At 44.6% G+C, this 15,723-nt stretch carries 15 protein-coding genes; 5 read left to right on the plus strand and 10 right to left on the minus strand.

Annotation, left to right across the window (positions count from 1 at the left end; translation table 11 throughout):
* Positions 1–77 precede the first annotated feature (77 nt).
* From I2503_RS01105 to cdaA, 6 genes are all read right to left on the minus strand, one after another.
* Entirely contained in the window at positions 78–227 is a 150-nt protein-coding gene (locus tag I2503_RS01105) for a hypothetical protein (protein ID WP_196966766.1), read from the minus strand.
* A gap of 9 nt (positions 228–236) precedes the next feature.
* Entirely contained in the window at positions 237–1,550 is a 1,314-nt protein-coding gene (obgE, locus tag I2503_RS01110) for a GTPase ObgE (RefSeq protein WP_196966767.1), read from the minus strand.
* Positions 1,551–1,616: 66 nt separating this feature from the next.
* A complete protein-coding gene (locus tag I2503_RS01115; protein ID WP_196091233.1) occupies positions 1,617–1,745 on the minus strand; it encodes a DUF4044 domain-containing protein in 129 nt (42 codons plus the stop codon).
* 258 nt (positions 1,746–2,003) lie between these two features.
* Complete coding sequence (gene glmM, locus I2503_RS01120) at positions 2,004–3,359, minus strand: phosphoglucosamine mutase (RefSeq protein WP_196966768.1); 1,356 nt, start codon at positions 3,357–3,359, stop codon at positions 2,004–2,006.
* A 3-nt stretch (positions 3,360–3,362) separates the two neighbouring features.
* The gene (locus I2503_RS01125) at positions 3,363–4,067 is read right to left on the minus strand and encodes a CdaR family protein (protein WP_196966769.1); all 705 of its coding nucleotides are present in this window, start codon (positions 4,065–4,067) and stop codon (positions 3,363–3,365) included.
* On the minus strand, positions 4,064–4,909 hold the full coding sequence (cdaA, locus tag I2503_RS01130; protein WP_196091236.1) for a diadenylate cyclase CdaA: 846 nt from the start codon (positions 4,907–4,909) through the stop codon (positions 4,064–4,066). The genes I2503_RS01125 and cdaA overlap by 4 nt, the downstream gene beginning before the upstream one ends.
* 120 nt (positions 4,910–5,029) lie before the next feature.
* Here cdaA and I2503_RS01135 point away from each other — a divergent pair, with 120 nt between their 5' ends.
* From I2503_RS01135 to I2503_RS01145, 3 genes are read left to right on the plus strand one after another with little or no spacing between them, the layout of a single operon-like run.
* Positions 5,030–6,370: a Mur ligase family protein gene (locus I2503_RS01135; RefSeq protein WP_196966770.1), complete on the plus strand. Its 1,341-nt coding sequence runs from the start codon at positions 5,030–5,032 to the stop codon at positions 6,368–6,370.
* Positions 6,370–7,158 carry a lipid II isoglutaminyl synthase subunit GatD gene (gene gatD, locus I2503_RS01140; protein ID WP_196966771.1) on the plus strand — a complete coding sequence of 263 codons (789 nt, stop codon included), beginning with the start codon at positions 6,370–6,372 and terminating at the stop codon, positions 7,156–7,158. The genes I2503_RS01135 and gatD overlap by 1 nt, the downstream gene beginning before the upstream one ends.
* A gap of 8 nt (positions 7,159–7,166) precedes the next feature.
* Entirely contained in the window at positions 7,167–7,421 is a 255-nt protein-coding gene (locus I2503_RS01145; RefSeq protein WP_196966772.1) for a LapA family protein, read from the plus strand.
* Positions 7,422–8,134: 713 nt separating this feature from the next.
* Here I2503_RS01145 and I2503_RS01150 read toward each other — a convergent pair.
* The 4 genes from I2503_RS01150 to I2503_RS01165 form a co-directional block, all read right to left on the minus strand.
* Positions 8,135–10,027 (minus strand): ABC-F family ATP-binding cassette domain-containing protein, encoded by a 1,893-nt coding sequence (locus tag I2503_RS01150; RefSeq protein WP_196966773.1) that lies wholly within the window; start codon positions 10,025–10,027, stop codon positions 8,135–8,137.
* 63 nt (positions 10,028–10,090) lie between these two features.
* Positions 10,091–10,768: a matrixin family metalloprotease gene (locus tag I2503_RS01155; protein ID WP_247644654.1), complete on the minus strand. Its 678-nt coding sequence runs from the start codon at positions 10,766–10,768 to the stop codon at positions 10,091–10,093.
* A gap of 50 nt (positions 10,769–10,818) precedes the next feature.
* Complete coding sequence (locus tag I2503_RS01160; RefSeq protein WP_196966774.1) at positions 10,819–11,595, minus strand: alpha/beta hydrolase family protein; 777 nt, start codon at positions 11,593–11,595, stop codon at positions 10,819–10,821.
* A 10-nt stretch (positions 11,596–11,605) separates the two neighbouring features.
* Positions 11,606–13,267 (minus strand): ribonuclease J, encoded by a 1,662-nt coding sequence (locus tag I2503_RS01165; protein ID WP_196966775.1) that lies wholly within the window; start codon positions 13,265–13,267, stop codon positions 11,606–11,608.
* Positions 13,268–13,611: 344 nt separating this feature from the next.
* On the opposite strand from I2503_RS01165, the gene I2503_RS01170 reads away from it, so the two are divergent.
* Both I2503_RS01170 and I2503_RS01175 read left to right on the plus strand, forming a co-directional pair.
* The gene (locus I2503_RS01170; RefSeq protein ID WP_196966776.1) at positions 13,612–14,478 is read left to right on the plus strand and encodes an ABC transporter permease; all 867 of its coding nucleotides are present in this window, start codon (positions 13,612–13,614) and stop codon (positions 14,476–14,478) included.
* Positions 14,475–15,233, plus strand: a complete 759-nt coding sequence (locus I2503_RS01175; protein WP_196966777.1) for an ATP-binding cassette domain-containing protein — start codon at positions 14,475–14,477, stop codon at positions 15,231–15,233. Before I2503_RS01170 ends, I2503_RS01175 begins: the two co-directional genes overlap by 4 nt.
* The last annotated feature ends 490 nt before the right edge of the window (positions 15,234–15,723 follow it).

The raw sequence follows: 15,723 nt of genomic DNA on the forward strand, positions 1-15,723 counted from the left end.
TTTACAATTTTGTCACCTAATTATGTGTTTTTTGAAATATTTTTTCAAAAAAAAGACCCTTTCGGGTCTCAAAATGATTATTCATTCTTCTCTTGTCGCTCCAATCGGAGTTTCCGATTGGGATTCAGCGTATTAAAAAGAGCTTCCAACTTCTCTTCGTTCCAGACATCTGCTGCTGAAACAAAGTTCCCATCAGCGTCCTTAAAAGATATCGGCTTATCTCCCACAAGTACCTCCTAGTCCACAAACTCGAACTCAAAATTCCCGATGCGGACCAAGTCACCATCGCGGGCCCCGCGTTCGCGAAGGGCCTCATCAACACCCATACCACGCAATTGACGAGCAAACTTCATAACCGCTTCGTCTCGATCAAAGTTAGTCATGGTAAAGAGTTTTTCTAACTTAGCTCCAGACAAGACCCATGTGGCATCATCATCCCGTGAAATTTCAAAGGCCGCTTCTTCTTGGTCAAATCCATAATAAGCTTCTTCTTGATACATGTCATTACTATCATATAGAAGAAACTCTGGAGTTTTAGCCAAGAGATCTGCACTGGCATCCAATAGTGGACCTAATCCTTTTTTACTAATTCCGGAAATGGGGAAAATCATTAGTAATTCATCAAATTCATCATAGTTGGCCGCCAATTTTTTCTTAAAGGCTCTAAGGTTTCCCTCACTGTCCGGCATATCCATCTTATTAGCAACAATAATCTGAGGCCGTTCCATCAGACGAAGATTGTAAGACTCCAACTCCTTGTTGATAGCCAAATAGTCTTCGTAAGGGTCTCGTCCTTCGCTCGCACTCATGTCAATGACATGCCAAATCACGCGCGTCCGTTCAATGTGACGCAGGAACTGGGTTCCGAGCCCAACTCCTTGACTAGCCCCTTCAATCAATCCAGGAAGATCCGCTACTGCATAAGAATCCCCACTTGGGGTCTGAACCATCCCTAGATTTGGAACAATGGTCGTAAAGTGATAGGCACCAATCTTAGGTTTGGCAGCAGTAATGACTGAGAGCAAGGTGGATTTTCCTACAGATGGAAAACCGACCAAACCGACATCTGCCAAAATTTTCAATTCCAGCAATAACTCTCGCTCTTGGCCAGGCTCCCCGTTCTCAGAAATTTCTGGAGCTGGATTCCGAGGGGTCGCAAAACGGATATTCCCTCGACCACCGCGACCACCTTTCGCCACGATGAACACTTGGTCTTGTTCAATCAAATCCGCCAAAACCTTTCCAGATTCCAAATCTCGCACAGTTGTCCCTGGAGGTACTGCAACATACAAGTCCTCGGCTCCACGACCGTGCATCCCTTTGTTCATCCCTTTCTCACCCGCTTGGGCTTTGAAATGACGATTGTAGCGGAAGTCCATCAAGGTCCGCAGACCCTCATCTACTTTAAAGATGACATCGCCACCGCGACCTCCATCGCCGCCCCAAGGACCTCCATTAGGGACATATTTTTCGCGACGGAAGGCTACCATGCCATCGCCACCTTTTCCTGCCTTCACCTTAATTTTGGCAGTATCTAAAAACATACTCATCTTCCAATTCCTCCTACATGGTAAAAAAGACCACGGTTGCCCCTAGGCTTCCACGGTCTTTGACTCCTAGATAATTGCAGAGATAGCCGTCATGAATATAGCTCCAACTGTTACGAGAACCATAATAATCACAACCAGCATGGTTAATTTTTCAAAGGCTGATTTTTTCCGTTTCCCTGTGTCACCAAACGCCATGATAACTCCTTCTTCTACTTAAATACTTGCTTATCTATCTTCAAAATCAGAATACTCGAAAAATTTCAAAGAAATGACTAGGAAAGCCGATGAAGGTTGTTCAACAGGTCTGGGAGACCTGTTGAACATTATTGATAAAGCATGCAAAGTACGCAATCAATAAGTTCATCAAGGAGGCTCGACAACGTCAAAATTTAAAATTTAATGAGTATTATTAGTTTCATTCTATCACGCTTCCCCTAGCAAAACAAGGAGAAACTAGGCTTCTATACCAATTTCCTCTTGCACAACCGCTGCAATGGTATCCACGTAATAGTCAACCTCTGCATCCGTTGGCGCTTCTGCCATAACCCGAAGAAGTGGCTCTGTTCCACTTGGGCGAACCAAGATGCGACCATTGCCAGCCATTTCCTCTTCCATCTTCGCAATAATGGCCGCAATAGCAGGAACTTCCATAGCCTGATCTTTCATTTTGTTATCCACACGAATGTTCACTAGTTTTTGTGGATAGATTGTTACTTGTTCAGCTAATTCGGACAAGGTCTTACCGGATTCTTTGAGAATCTTAGTTAATTGTACCCCTGTCAATTGGCCATCACCTGTCGTGTTATAGTCCATCAAAATGACATGCCCTGATTGCTCCCCACCAAGGTTAAAGCCGGAGCGGCGCATTTCTTCAACGACATAGCGGTCCCCTACAGCGGTCACAGCCTTGTCAATTCCATGGGCTTCAAGAGCCTTGTGGAAGCCAAGATTAGACATAACAGTGGTCACAATGTTATTCTTAGCCAACTTGCCTTCTTGAGCTAGAGCTTGACCAAGGATAAACATGATTTTATCACCATCCACAATTTGACCTTTTTCATCAACGGCAATCAGACGATCGGAGTCACCATCAAAGGCCAGACCAAGATCGGCTCCTTTTTCCACAACCAGTTCTTGCAGTTTTTCAGGATGGGTAGAACCAATTTGGTCATTGATATTCAGACCATCTGGTTTTTCGCCGATCACACTTAGTTGGGCTCCAAGATCTGCAAAGACTTGACGAGCACTAGTAGAAGCAGCTCCATTAGCGGTATCCAAGGCTACATGCAGACCCTCCAATTGAGTTCCTGTGGAAACGAGAAACTCTTGGTATTTCCGGAGACCTTCTGGGTAATCCATCACATGTCCCAAACCTTGGGCACTTGGTCGTGGAAGTTTATCTTCTGGAGCATCCAAGAGAGCCTCGATTTCCAATTCTCGTTCATCATCCAACTTAAAGCCATCGCCCCCAAAGAATTTAATTCCGTTGTCTTGGGCAGGGTTGTGGCTAGCAGAAATCATAACTCCGGCACTTGCCTTCTCTGTCCGAACCAAGTAGGCAATCCCAGGTGTAGCAATCACACCGAGTTTATAAACTTGGATGCCAACTGAGAGAAGCCCTGCAATTAAAGCATTCTCTAACATTTCACCAGAGATGCGAGTATCCCGTCCCACAAAGACACGAGGGATCGCTTCTTCATGCTGGCTCAAAACATAACCACCAAAGCGGCCTAAGCGAAAGGCTAATTCAGGCGTTAGTTCAATATTGGCTTCTCCACGAACACCATCTGTTCCAAAGTATTTTCCCATGATTTATTTTTTCTCCTCAGTTTTTAATTGAATGCGAATGGAAATTGTCTCTGGCTCAATCACACTTGGGACAACTTCCCCATTGGCATCTACCGCTTGTAAACTCACTTCACCATTATAGTTCTTGGTTTGATCCCAGTCTTCTGGTAATACCATTTGAACAGCGGAAATTTGAGCTAATAGCTCTTCATTACTTGTCACAGATACTTCTTTGTCATCATCTGCAACCATCAAGCTAGCACCACCTGGAATTTGACTTAAGAAGCTAGCTAAATCCACCTTAAAAGTCTTGGATTTTTTTAAACCGATAGTCCCGCTGATGGATTCTGGTTCAACCTTTGCAGTCACTCCACTGGTCAGGTGCTCAATCGTAACAGGGACTTCAACCAAACCAGGCGACTCATTGGTTAGATCAGCCACTACCCGGAAGGTCCGCGAGGATTCTTGTGTTTCTGTCGATAAGAGCACCCGGTTAGAGGACGATAAGTCCACTGTAACCTCAGATGCAAAGCCAGATACAAAGTACTTGTCCGAGTCATAGCGAAGGACCAAGGGCACCCCTTTGATGGTATTGGTATAGGTCTCTGTCGCAATATCTCCGCTGGTTTTAGCCTGGGTCTGATACTGACTGGACGACGCGTAAAAAAAGAGAATCAATGACAAGAACGTCGCAAGTAAGGCATATAAGAAAGATCGATTAAGCTTCATCTTTTTTTCCTCCCTAACCATTGTGACAGGCCATCCTTCCCTTCTTCCTCTACAGTGTAAAAATCTTCCAGGACCGCTCGTAATTCTGCTGGACTAACATCATGAACCAAGGTTCCATTCCGTGTATAAGAAATTTCCCCCGTTTCTTCCGATACAATCACTGTTAAGGCGTCGCTTACCTCTGAAAGCCCCACGGCTGCCCGATGTCGGGTTCCAAAGTTCTTTGGAATTTTGCCTGATTCGGACAAAGGTAAATAGGCAGAAGCCGCTGCAATTTTATTTTCCGAGATAATAACGGCTCCATCATGCAAAGGGGTATTGGGGATAAAGATGTTAATCAGGAGCTCCCCACTGATTTCCGACCCCAATGGAATTCCGGTTGCCGTGTAAGCCTGTAGGGTTTGAGCCCCTTCTAGGGCAATTAAAGCCCCAATCTTCCGAGGGCACATATAGGTTACCGCCTTCATCAAGGCATCAATCGCTTTTTCCTCCGATGTATGGGTCCGCATGTTGAATAAATCCAAGGTGCGCCCTAGACGTTCCAAACCTGTCCGGATTTCAGGAACAAAAATAACGACAGCAGCAATAACTCCATAAGTGACGACCTGATTCATCAACCAAGCAACTGTTGTCAAACCAACCAAATTGGCTAGGACCTGCAAGGCCACAAAGAGAAGCACCCCCCGAACCAAGGTCATGATTTTGGTTCCTGCTAAAGCTTTAATGGCAAAATAGAGAGCCACTGCCACCAGAGCAATATCCAGAAGTTGTACAAAAATGGTCCACGGGCTGGAGAAAAAGCTTTGCCAATATTGGGGATCTACCAAATACCTAAAATTCATGCCCTGAGCCTCCATTCCCTTTCATCGATCGACATTAACTTTACAATTATACCATGATTTGCCATGCGAACCAAGACCGCAAGCCGCTTCATCTCCTGATTTTTATGATAAAATAATCTCATGAAACTAAATACACTACTTGGAATGGCAGCAGGAAAAACGAGTGCGACTGCCTTAAAAATGCTTGGTCGGGGTTCCACTCTGCCAGGAAAACTTGCCCTTAAATTTGATCCCCATATTTTGGACCAACTAGCCAAGGACTATGAGATTGTCTTGGTAACCGGAACCAACGGAAAAACACTAACCACTTCGCTGATTGTTGGAATCCTATCAGAAGCCTTTGGCCAAGTGCTGACCAACACCAGTGGAGCCAATATGATTACCGGGATTACCACAACTTTCCTCAAAAGTCCTAAGAAAAATGGAAAGAAAATTGCTGTTTTGGAAGTTGATGAAGCCAGTGTTCCGAAAATCTGTGATTATATCCAACCGACCCTGTTTGTCCTCAGTAATATTTTTCGAGATCAGATGGACCGGTTTGGAGAAATCTACACCACTTACCAATTCATTTTAGATGGTATCAAAAAAGCGCCTGAGGCTACTGTCTTAGTCAACGGAGATAGCCCTATTTTTCAATCTGTGGACTTGCCAAACCCGATTCTCTCTTTTGGTTTTGACCACTTGGAAGAAGAGGCTCATCTGGCTCACTACAATACGGAAGGAATTCTCTGTCCCAAGTGTCAGCACATCTTACAGTACAAGATGATTACCTACGCCAACTTGGGTAACTATTTCTGTCCCAACTGTTCCTTTGCGCGTAAGCCTTTAGACTATCGTTTGACAGAGTTGGTGGAGCTAAGCGAGAAATCTTCCCGCTTTAAAATTGATGACCAGGAGTACAGCATCAACATTGGTGGTCTCTACAATATTTATAATGCCTTAGCTGCCGTAGCCGTTGCGGAGTTTTACAAAATTCCTGCAGACACCATTCGTGCAGGTTTCGACAAGAGTAAAGCTGTTTTTGGCCGGCAGGAAACCTTTAAGATTGGGGACAAGGAATGTACGCTTGTGCTGATTAAAAACCCTGTTGGTGCGACACAAGCTCTGGAAATGATTCAATTAGCACCGGGGCCCTTCACCATGTCCTTCCTACTCAATGCCAACTACGCTGATGGCATTGATACTAGCTGGATCTGGGATGCCGAGTTCGAACGGATTCAAGAGATGGATGTTCCACATGTCTTCACGGGTGGTGTCCGCCACGCTGAGATTAGCCGCCGTATTCGGGTTGCTGGCTATCCTGAAAGTCAGATGACAGAGCTAGACCAACTCAAAGATTTAGTAGAAGCTATCAAACAACAAGAAGCCCCACGCGCCTATATTCTTGCAACCTATACCGCTATGCTAGAAATGCGTGAACTTTTGGCTAGCCAACATCTTGTTTCCAAGGAGATGAACTAATGACCTATGTTTCTTTGCAAAGTGCCAATCCCCAAGACTATCCCTACCAAATTCGCATCGCTCACCTCTATGGAGACTTGATGAATACCTATGGGGATAACGGCAATGTTCTCATGCTTAAGTATGTGGCAGAAAAATTAGGTGCTGCCGCAACCGTAGAAATTGTTTCATTGGATGATCCCTTTAATCCTGAAGACTACGATATCGTCTTCTTTGGAGGCGGTCAGGACTATGAACAAGCGATTGTATCCAAGGATCTCCCCCTCAAGAGAGATGGTATTGACCGTTTCATCCACGACAAAGACGGAGTGGTCTTAGCTATCTGTGGCGGTTTCCAACTCCTCGGCCAATATTACATTGAAGCCTCTGGGCGGCGGATCGAAGGGATCGGAGTTATGGGCCATTATACTTTGAACCAAGAAAACAATCGCTTTATCGGAGATATCAAAATCCATAACGAGGAATTTAATGAAACCTATTACGGATTTGAAAACCATCAGGGACGAACCTTCTTGGCAGATGATGAAAAGCCACTAGGCAAGGTCATTTATGGAAATGGCAATAATGAAACCAAGGAAGGCGAAGGCGTCCACTATCGAAATGTCTACGGTTCTTATTTCCATGGCCCTATCCTCTCTCGGAATGCTAATCTAGCTTATCGTATGATTACAACGGCCCTCAAACAGAAATACCCCGACATTCAACTGGCCGACTTTGAAGACATTCTCGGCCTTGAAGTCTCGCAAGAATTCAGCGATACCAAATCCAAAGCTGAATTTAGCAACTAGGAGATTTTATGAATCAGAAATTTCGTTACTATCTATCCCTACTTTCCGTCCTCTTGATTGCCCTGCTCTCCATCAGTAATATTCAAGAGGTGGAAGTTTCCTTCCTCATCACGAAAGTCCAACTCCCCTTGATTTTGGTGATCCTCTTCTCCTTCATCCTCGGTGCTCTCGTCACCCTGCTTTATAGCCGCCCAAGTAAAAAAACGGCCAAAGAAATGAAGAAAAACAGAGAAGAAACTCCAAAAATCGAAGATAAGAAATAAGCCAGTCGCATTGACTGGCTTATTTCTTATCTTTATACTAAAATCCGACTTTGTCAAGCCTCTTCGCCGAACTGATTGATCGCAGACCTTGCACACCTTATTGATCATATTCAACAGGTCTCCCAGACCTATTGAATGATCTTCATCGGATTGATGGAGGTTGGGACAAAAGTCTCAACCTTCCTATTTTACTTAGTGAATTCACTTTGACGCGGTGGTTGATTGGTCAAACAGCTAAAAGGCTGTTTGAGGTAGCAGATAGGAGAGCGAAGCAAATACCAATTGTTCGCTTTTATTGAGAGAATATTTCATGTTCTCTTATCCAGATACTCAAAGAGTCAATTCCTGACTCTTTGACCTCCGAAAGTAACCGAATCAACATTGACATGAACTTCGTTCATTTCATTTAGAAACTCTAAAGGTATTCAACATGCCTTTAGACCGGAGGTGGGATTCAAACAGTCTGGGAAGAGACTGTTTGAACCCGAGCCTAACAATAAAAGAGCGAGGTCGGTTTGGGGAGAAACCGTTTCAGTTTACAACTTGAAACAAAGACTTGTAACGAACGATTTTATTTCCCAATTTGTAAAAATCGTTCTGTCTCACTCTCTTCATTACCTATAAATTGTAATCCAATTCCTGGAGTACAATCCGTTTCAAATTTCGAACTGTTTCGAGTATAGATTCATCAGCTCTATTCTGATGTTGACATTTTATTCTCCCAACTCTGCCCACTCTTCCAATGCCGCTTCTTCCTCGGCCTGGGCTTGTTCTAATTCGGCCTGCAATTGAATGAGCTGGTCCGGGTCATTGCTCTCCAGCATGCTTGCTTGAATCTCCGCTTGGATACGGCTCAGCTCTTCCATTCGCCGCTCCAATTCTTCAATGCGCCGCTGGCGTCGGCGAATCTCCTTTTGACTCTCTTTTTGCTCCTCATAGGAGAGATTGTTGGCCTCCTTAGCCTCAACAAATTCCGGCTCCGCTTCTTGTGCTAGCTCCTCCAATTCCTTTTTCTTTTCAAGATAGTAATCATAATCTCCAAGGAAAAGTCGGGAACCTTCCGGACTTAACTCCAGCACTTGGTCAGCAATGCGATTGATGAAGTAACGGTCATGACTCACGAAGAGCAAGGTTCCCTCAAAATCAATCAATGCCTGTTCTAAAGCTTCTTTGCTCTCGATGTCCAAATGGTTGGTCGGTTCATCCAGGACTAGGAAATTATTTTTTTCCATGGAGAGTTTAGCCAACAGCAGACGTGAGCGTTCTCCACCTGAAAGCATGCCTACCGTTTTTTGAACATCATCACCGGAAAAGAGGAAGGAACCAAGACGGTTGCGAATCTCCAGCTCAGGACTCTGCGGAAAATCATTCCAAAGTTCCTCTAAAACAGTATTGCGGGTACTTAAGGTCTCCTGATTCTGATCGTAGTAACCAAAATCAACATTCGTCCCCAGGCGTGCTTGTCCCTGAATAAATGGCAAATCTCCTTTTAGGGATTTTAAGAGGGTCGTCTTCCCAACTCCATTGGGACCAACAACAGCGACCGCTGTGTATTTCCGTAAATCCAGTGAAATTGGCTGGGACAGCACTTGACCCTCATAACCAATGGCCGCTTCTTCCAGTGTCAAGACCACATTCCCGGATGGACGTTCAATTGGAAAGGCGATATGAGCAGCTTTTTCCTGACCTCCTGGTTTTTCCAGCCGATCCATTTTTTCTAATTTTTTCCGACGAGACTGGGCCCGTTTGGTAGTCGAAGCTCGCACCAGATTTTTGGCTACAAAGTCTTCCAGAGCAGCAATTTCCTTCTGCTGCTTCTCGTATTCCTTGCGTTGAGATTCCAACCTTTGGGCTTTTTCTTGTACAAACTTAGTGTAATTTCCCACATAACGATCTAAGGAATTTGGGCGCAAATCCCAAGTGATATTCGCCACCTTATCCAAGAAATAGCGGTCATGACTGACAATCAAGAGAGCCCCTTGGTAATTGGTCAAGTAATTTTCCAGCCAGGCAATGGTCTCAATGTCTAAGTGGTTGGTTGGTTCGTCCAAGACCAAGAGCTGCGGCTCTTCCAAAAGCATTTTCGCCAAAGCTAAACGTGTCTTCTGTCCACCCGATAAATCCGAAATAGGCATGGACCACATGCTCTCATCAAATTGAAAACCATTCAGGATGGCGCGAATCTTGGCCTCATACTGAAAACCACCAGCCTGCCGAAAATTCTCAGACAACTGTTCATAGCGGCTCATTAACGAAGTTAGCTCCGCTCCTGTCACCTGCCCCATCTCTGCTTCCAGTTCTCGCAGCGTTTGCTCATCCTGTCGTAGGTCTTCAAAAACCTTGAGCATTTCCTCGTAAATAGACAAGTTGGAATCCAAGGAAGATGACTGAGACAGGTAGGATAGGGACAAGTCCTTTTTGCGACTAATCTCACCCGAGGTCGCTTCCTCCACCCCTACTAAAATTTTTAACAAGGTGGACTTACCGGCACCATTACGGCCCACAAGGGCAATCCGGTCACGATCACCAATCTGAAAAGTAATATTTTGAAAGAGAACATCTCCCGCAAAGGAACGTTCCACCTTACTCGCTTGCATAATAATCATAAAACCATTATAGCAAAAAAGCCAAAAAACCTGGGAGCTTTTCCCAGGTCAATGTGTCTTTCTTTAATCTTGATAAAGCTGGCGAACCACCTCAATGTCCCTGTCTTGAATGGAATAGAAGGAACCGGCTGGTTGCATGACGGATTCTTCGTCAGTATGGTCCAAGCCAATGGCGTGCCCTAATTCATGGGCAGCTGTATTAACCACCCGTTCATAACTATATCCATAATAAGGATTGGAGAGGTAATGAGCATTGAGTCCCACCTTGGCCTTGTTCAAACGATTGGTCAGGACATTGGTTTGAGATTCCGTTTCTCCTGCTGCTGAAACCTGGGAATCGTTATAAACACCCGCTTCGATTTGAGCCAGACTAGCATCGTCCGTCTCAATAAATTGAAAGACTCCCGTTTGGTTCCATTGGCGCATGGCATCGCGATAGGCAGACACCATGGTGCTATCTTCTGTGGAAATATAGACCAAGGCCTGATTTTGATCCCAACGATGACGCTCATCCGAATTGGATGTTGTCAAATCCGTAGGAATTTGAGTTGGATTGTTCAAAAATCGTTGGGGCAGCTCTGTCACATAACTCGAAACAGGTAACTGTCCACCTGTAACCCATTGTCCCACAAAGAGAAGAATGAGAACCAGACTAATGGTCCAAACAACCATCTTCACCAAAGAAAAAATCAAGTGGAAGATTGTGGAGATGAATCTCCAAATAAAACGTATAAGAAACAAATTTCCACCCCCTTGACGTTCTAGTATAAACCAGGAGGCTAAAAGTTATCTTAACTCAACCGCTCTTCTTCTTGATAATCGATTGGCAACCATTTCAAGACTTCTTGAATTTGTTGATCCCAGTAGTACCATTCGTGTTTTCCAGGGCTAGAGCTATACCTTAGATCAAATCCAGCCTTCTCAAGGATTTGCTTGGTTCGTTGGTTAGCAGGGAAGAGAAAATCCTGTTCGCCACACCAGATAAAGAGCTTGGTTTTGCGGTCGGCTTCTTCTAACCAGGTCAGGAGGTTGGCAGGGTTCTCCTTGTCAAAAACCTGCTGACCAAACACTCCTTGCCAGTAGGTCCTCCCCCTGAAGTCGTCTACTAGGGACTCAAGATCTTGAAAATCTAAAGCTCCTGATAGACTGGCCGCATAGGAAAAACGATTGGTCTGCAAAGCCAGTTTCATAGCTCCATAGCCCCCCATAGACAAACCTGCAACAAAAGTTTTCTCCCGCTTGCGAGTCATTTTCGGAATGAGGTTGGCTAGGACTTGTGGCAATTCAAGTGCGATGGCGTCAAAATAGTCATAGCCATAGGGGGTGTTGGTGTACCAACCATCATGGGTATCCGGAAAGACTACAATTAAATTGGTATTCCGGACATAGCGCTCAATACTAGTTCGGCGCAGCCAAGTGTTCTCGTCACCACTCATTCCATGTAAAAGATAGAGGGCTGGAATGTCCTCTATCTCAGTGTTATACAAAGCAGTGTCTGGATAAAGCAAATTGACTGCCACGCTCATAGACAAGACTTCAGATTTATATTGAAAATGCAATAGTGCCACGTATGTTCTCCTATTTCACTTCCATCACAACAGGCAAGACCGCTGGACGACGCTTGCTTTGTTCAAAGAGGTACTTGGATAGATTATCCCGAACCGCTCCTTTTAGTTCAGCCCAATCAAAGTTTGGTTGGTTCAAATATTCTTCAACCGTTTGATTGACCAATTCTGCTGACTCACGCAAGATATCCCGACTCTTCTTGACATAGACAAAGCCTCGTGTATGAACCTTGGCCTTTGCCACAATCTTCTTCTGCTTGCGGTTTACAGTAATGGCAACAATAAAGATGCCATCTTCTGACAAGACCTTGCGATCCCGAAGAACCACATTGCCAACATCCCCAATGGCGTTTCCATCAATCAAGATATCTGCAGCTGGAACAGATCCTGCAAAGACAAAGTCTTGTCCGTCCCATTCCAATTGATCCCCTTTTTTCATAAGGAAAATATGATTGGAGGACATTCCCAACTCCATGGCTGCTTTGGCGTGGGCAACCAAATCGCGGTATTCTCCTTGAACAGGGAAGAGGTAGCGGGGTTTCAAAAGGCTAAGCATGAGTTGTAGGTCGCGAGAATTCCCATGACCAGACACGCGCAAGTTCTGGGTAATCAAACGAACCACACCACCCGCTTGGTAAATCATATTCTCAACACGGGCTACAACTGCTTCCTTGGCCACAGAAGGAGTGGTTACAATATAGACCAAATCGCCATCTGTAATCTCAACATAACGGTGTCGTCCCTGAGCCATTTTCTGAAGTCCATTGATGGGCTCTCCCATCCGTCCTGTCTCCAGAATAATCAATTCTTCTGGAGCATACTGACCCATATCCTTAGGCTTAACCAAAACCTTGTCGTCTTCTAAGGTCAATTTTTTCAAGCGGATAGCTGTCCGGACAATGTTTTCAATGTCAAAACCAGTCAAGACCACCTTGCGGTCCGTTTCAACAGCGGCATCGAACACCTGCTGGATGCGGGAAAGGTTGCTGGCAACAGCTGCGACAATAATCCGACCCTCCCAATCCGCGATGGTTTGTGAAATTTCCTCGCCCACCTCACTGTAACTAGCCACTTGGATACTGGAATCCGCGTTAGCGGAATCACTTAAGAGAGCCAAAACCCCTTCTTTGCCAATTTCCGCCAAACGACCAAAATCAGTAGCATAGGCTGGGCTAGCGGCTTGATCAAATTTAAAGTCACCAGTATAAACAATCTGACCTTGGTCCGTCTTCAAGACAATTCCTAAGCTCTCAGGAATGGAGTGTGTGGTCCGGAAGAAGGACACTGTCGCCTGCCCAAAATCAATCTCGGTATCTTCATCAATGACATGGTAATCATTGAATTTCTTCACTCGGTCGTTGCGCTTGACAAAAAGCTTGGCCAATTCGATAGTCAACTCGGATCCAAAAACAGGAACCTGAACTTCCGCTAAGAGGTAGGGAAGAGCCCCAATGGCATCGGCGTGTCCGTGGGTTAGGAAGACCCCAGCAATCCGATCGCTGTTATCAATTAAATAATCTAGGTTGGGAATGACCACATCCACTCCAAGCTGCTCATTCTCTGGATATTTAAGGCCGGCATCTAAAATGAAAATGGCTTCATCAATTTCTGCCCAATAAAAGTTTTTTCCGTTCTCACGAACTCCGCCAAGAGCCGTAATTTTAATATCTGACATAAATCCTCCTTTAAATAGATTTTTCATAAATTGTAGTTATTTCACCCTGTGATGAACCTCCCCATTATACTATATTTTGCCCTTTTTTTCTATTCCATTCCTTGCCCAATCCGTAAAAGTAGATGATTTATACTTAACTTCCTTCAAAATCGGAAGTCTCGAATCTTTTAAAGAGATGGCTAGGAAAGCCGGTGTAGATTGTTCAAAGCACGCAATCAATAAGTTCATCGTCAGGCTTGACAAGGTCAGATTTTGAAATTTAATGAGTATTAGACAGACCGTCCACTCTCGCTGTATACTTTTTGGTACAATGGAAGCAGATTAAAAAAGAAAGGTTGGAGTCTATGATTCTATCTGTTATCTCACAAGGCTTGTTATGGGCCGTTTTAGGAATGGGCCTCTACCTCACATTTCGGATTCTCAAATTCCCGGATATGACAACGGAGGGAAGCTTTCCACTAGGAGGAGCGGTCGCAGTCAGTCTGATCACTGCGGGGGTTAATCCTTTATTGGCCACTCTAGCCGCTGCCGGAGCTGGAGCTTTGGCTGGCTTTATCACAGGTATGCTCTATACCAAGGGGCGGATTCCCATTATTTTGGCAGGAATTTTAGTCATGACCTCCTGTCACTCCATCATGCTCATGGTCATGGGGCGTTCTAATCTAGGCCTGCTCAATCAGTCCCTACTTCAGTCCTGGCTCCCCTTTACAGATCGAATCAATAATGTGGTACTGGGACTTGTGGTTTTCAGTCTGCTCTTAGCTGCCATCATTTATTTTCTCAATACCCGCCTAGGTCAGGCTTTTATTGCTACGGGAGATAATCCCGACATGGCCCAGAGTTTTGGGATTGAGACACCTCGGATGGAGGTCATGGGCTTGATTCTTTCCAATGCCATGATTGGTCTTGCAGGAGCCTTGGTTGCGCAACAGGAAGGGTATGCAGATATTTCTCGTGGAATCGGGATCATCGTAATTGGTTTGGCGAGCATTATTATCGGAGAAGTCCTCTTTAAGAATGTGACCCTCCCGGAACGCCTCCTTTCGATTGGTCTGGGGGCTGTTATTTACCAAATCCTCATTTGGGTGGTACTAGCGCTTGGCTTTAACACCAACTATCTTCGCCTTTACAATGCCCTTATTTTGGCTTTCTGCCTTATTGTCCCTCAACTTCGAAAATCCATTTTGAAAGGAGTTCGATTGAACGCATGAAAAAAATTATTGAACTACAGGATGCCACTAAGGTCATTCAAAATGGACTGGAAGAGGAGCGCGTCATCCTCGACCAGGTCTCTTTAAGCATCTATGAAGGAGATTTCATAACAGTTTTAGGGGGAAATGGTGCTGGAAAATCAACCCTCTTCAATGTTATCGCAGGAACTCTGCCCCTGACCAGTGGAAAAATTCTCATCCACGATACAGATGTCACCAACTGGAGTCCCGCTAAACGGGCCCAATACATTTCTCGGGTCTTTCAAGATCCCAAAATGGGGACAGCGCCGCGGATGACCCTGGCTGAAAACATGTTGATTGCTTACTACCGAGGGGAAAACCGTAACCTCAGCCCTCGGAAACTCAAGGAAAAATTGAATTATTTCAAGGAGTTGCTGAAAAAAATTCCCAACGGTCTGGACCAACACCTGGACACCGAAGTCCAGAGCTTATCTGGCGGCCAACGGCAGGCCCTCAGCCTGCTAATGGCTACCTTGAAAAAACCGGACCTCCTTTTGCTGGACGAGCATACCGCTGCCCTGGATCCTAAGACCAGTAAGGACTTGATGAAATTGACCCAACAATTTGTGGAGGAAATGCATCTGACTAGCCTTATGATTACACATAGTATGGAAGATGCTTTCCACTACGGTAACCGACTGCTCATCCTTGAAAACGGATGCATCATCAAAGACCTCAATCAAGAAGAAAAGGCTCAACTAAGCCTTCAAGATTATTATCAATTCTTTGATTAAAAAATTCACCCCTAAAATCATTGTAGGTTTTTGAAAAATATAGTATACTGAATATAGCTTATTGAAGGGAATGATTCCAATGAACAAGCGTTACTTTCAATAATAGCTAACCTGGTGTTACATGTTATCCCGCCTCTCTACCTGTGTTTCCTTATAACTTACTTCCCTAATAAAAAACACAGGCAGAAATCATCTAAATTTCCCAATGCTATTAACCTTGGATAACATGTGCATCCCTCAAAACTCAGCTCGTCGTACCATGACAGGCTGGGTTTTTTATTTGAAAATAACACAGTAAAAAAGCGCAAAAAAACACTATCTGTGTTATACTTAAGGTGAACATATTTAAAAATGTCTTAAGGATGTTGCCGCATCCCTAATGCTCTTGCTGCTTCATAAGTTTGATGTGTTTTCAAAAGTTTGTAGACAATTCTTAGTATCTTATGAGCACAAGCGATAACAGCCTTCATCTTACTTCCTCTTTGGGAAA

The organism is Streptococcus sp. NLN64, from assembly GCF_015831295.1.
Lineage (GTDB): Bacteria > Bacillota > Bacilli > Lactobacillales > Streptococcaceae > Streptococcus.

Bases quoted from the DNA above. Each gene is read 5' to 3' on its own strand.
- obgE (WP_196966767.1), bottom strand. From the start codon at position 1,550: ATGAGTATGTTTTTAGATACTGCCAAAATTAAGGTGAAGGCAGGAAAA.
- I2503_RS01115 (WP_196091233.1), bottom strand. From the start codon at position 1,745: ATGGCGTTTGGTGACACAGGGAAACGGAAAAAATCAGCCTTTGAAAAA.
- glmM (WP_196966768.1), bottom strand. From the start codon at position 3,359: ATGGGAAAATACTTTGGAACAGATGGTGTTCGTGGAGAAGCCAATATT.
- I2503_RS01125 (WP_196966769.1), bottom strand. From the start codon at position 4,067: ATGAAGCTTAATCGATCTTTCTTATATGCCTTACTTGCGACGTTCTTG.
- cdaA (WP_196091236.1), bottom strand. From the start codon at position 4,909: ATGAATTTTAGGTATTTGGTAGATCCCCAATATTGGCAAAGCTTTTTC.
- I2503_RS01135 (WP_196966770.1), top strand. From the start codon at position 5,030: ATGAAACTAAATACACTACTTGGAATGGCAGCAGGAAAAACGAGTGCG.
- gatD (WP_196966771.1), top strand. From the start codon at position 6,370: ATGACCTATGTTTCTTTGCAAAGTGCCAATCCCCAAGACTATCCCTAC.
- I2503_RS01145 (WP_196966772.1), top strand. From the start codon at position 7,167: ATGAATCAGAAATTTCGTTACTATCTATCCCTACTTTCCGTCCTCTTG.
- I2503_RS01150 (WP_196966773.1), bottom strand. From the start codon at position 10,027: ATGATTATTATGCAAGCGAGTAAGGTGGAACGTTCCTTTGCGGGAGAT.
- I2503_RS01165 (WP_196966775.1), bottom strand. From the start codon at position 13,267: ATGTCAGATATTAAAATTACGGCTCTTGGCGGAGTTCGTGAGAACGGA.
- I2503_RS01170 (WP_196966776.1), top strand. From the start codon at position 13,612: ATGATTCTATCTGTTATCTCACAAGGCTTGTTATGGGCCGTTTTAGGA.
- I2503_RS01175 (WP_196966777.1), top strand. From the start codon at position 14,475: ATGAAAAAAATTATTGAACTACAGGATGCCACTAAGGTCATTCAAAAT.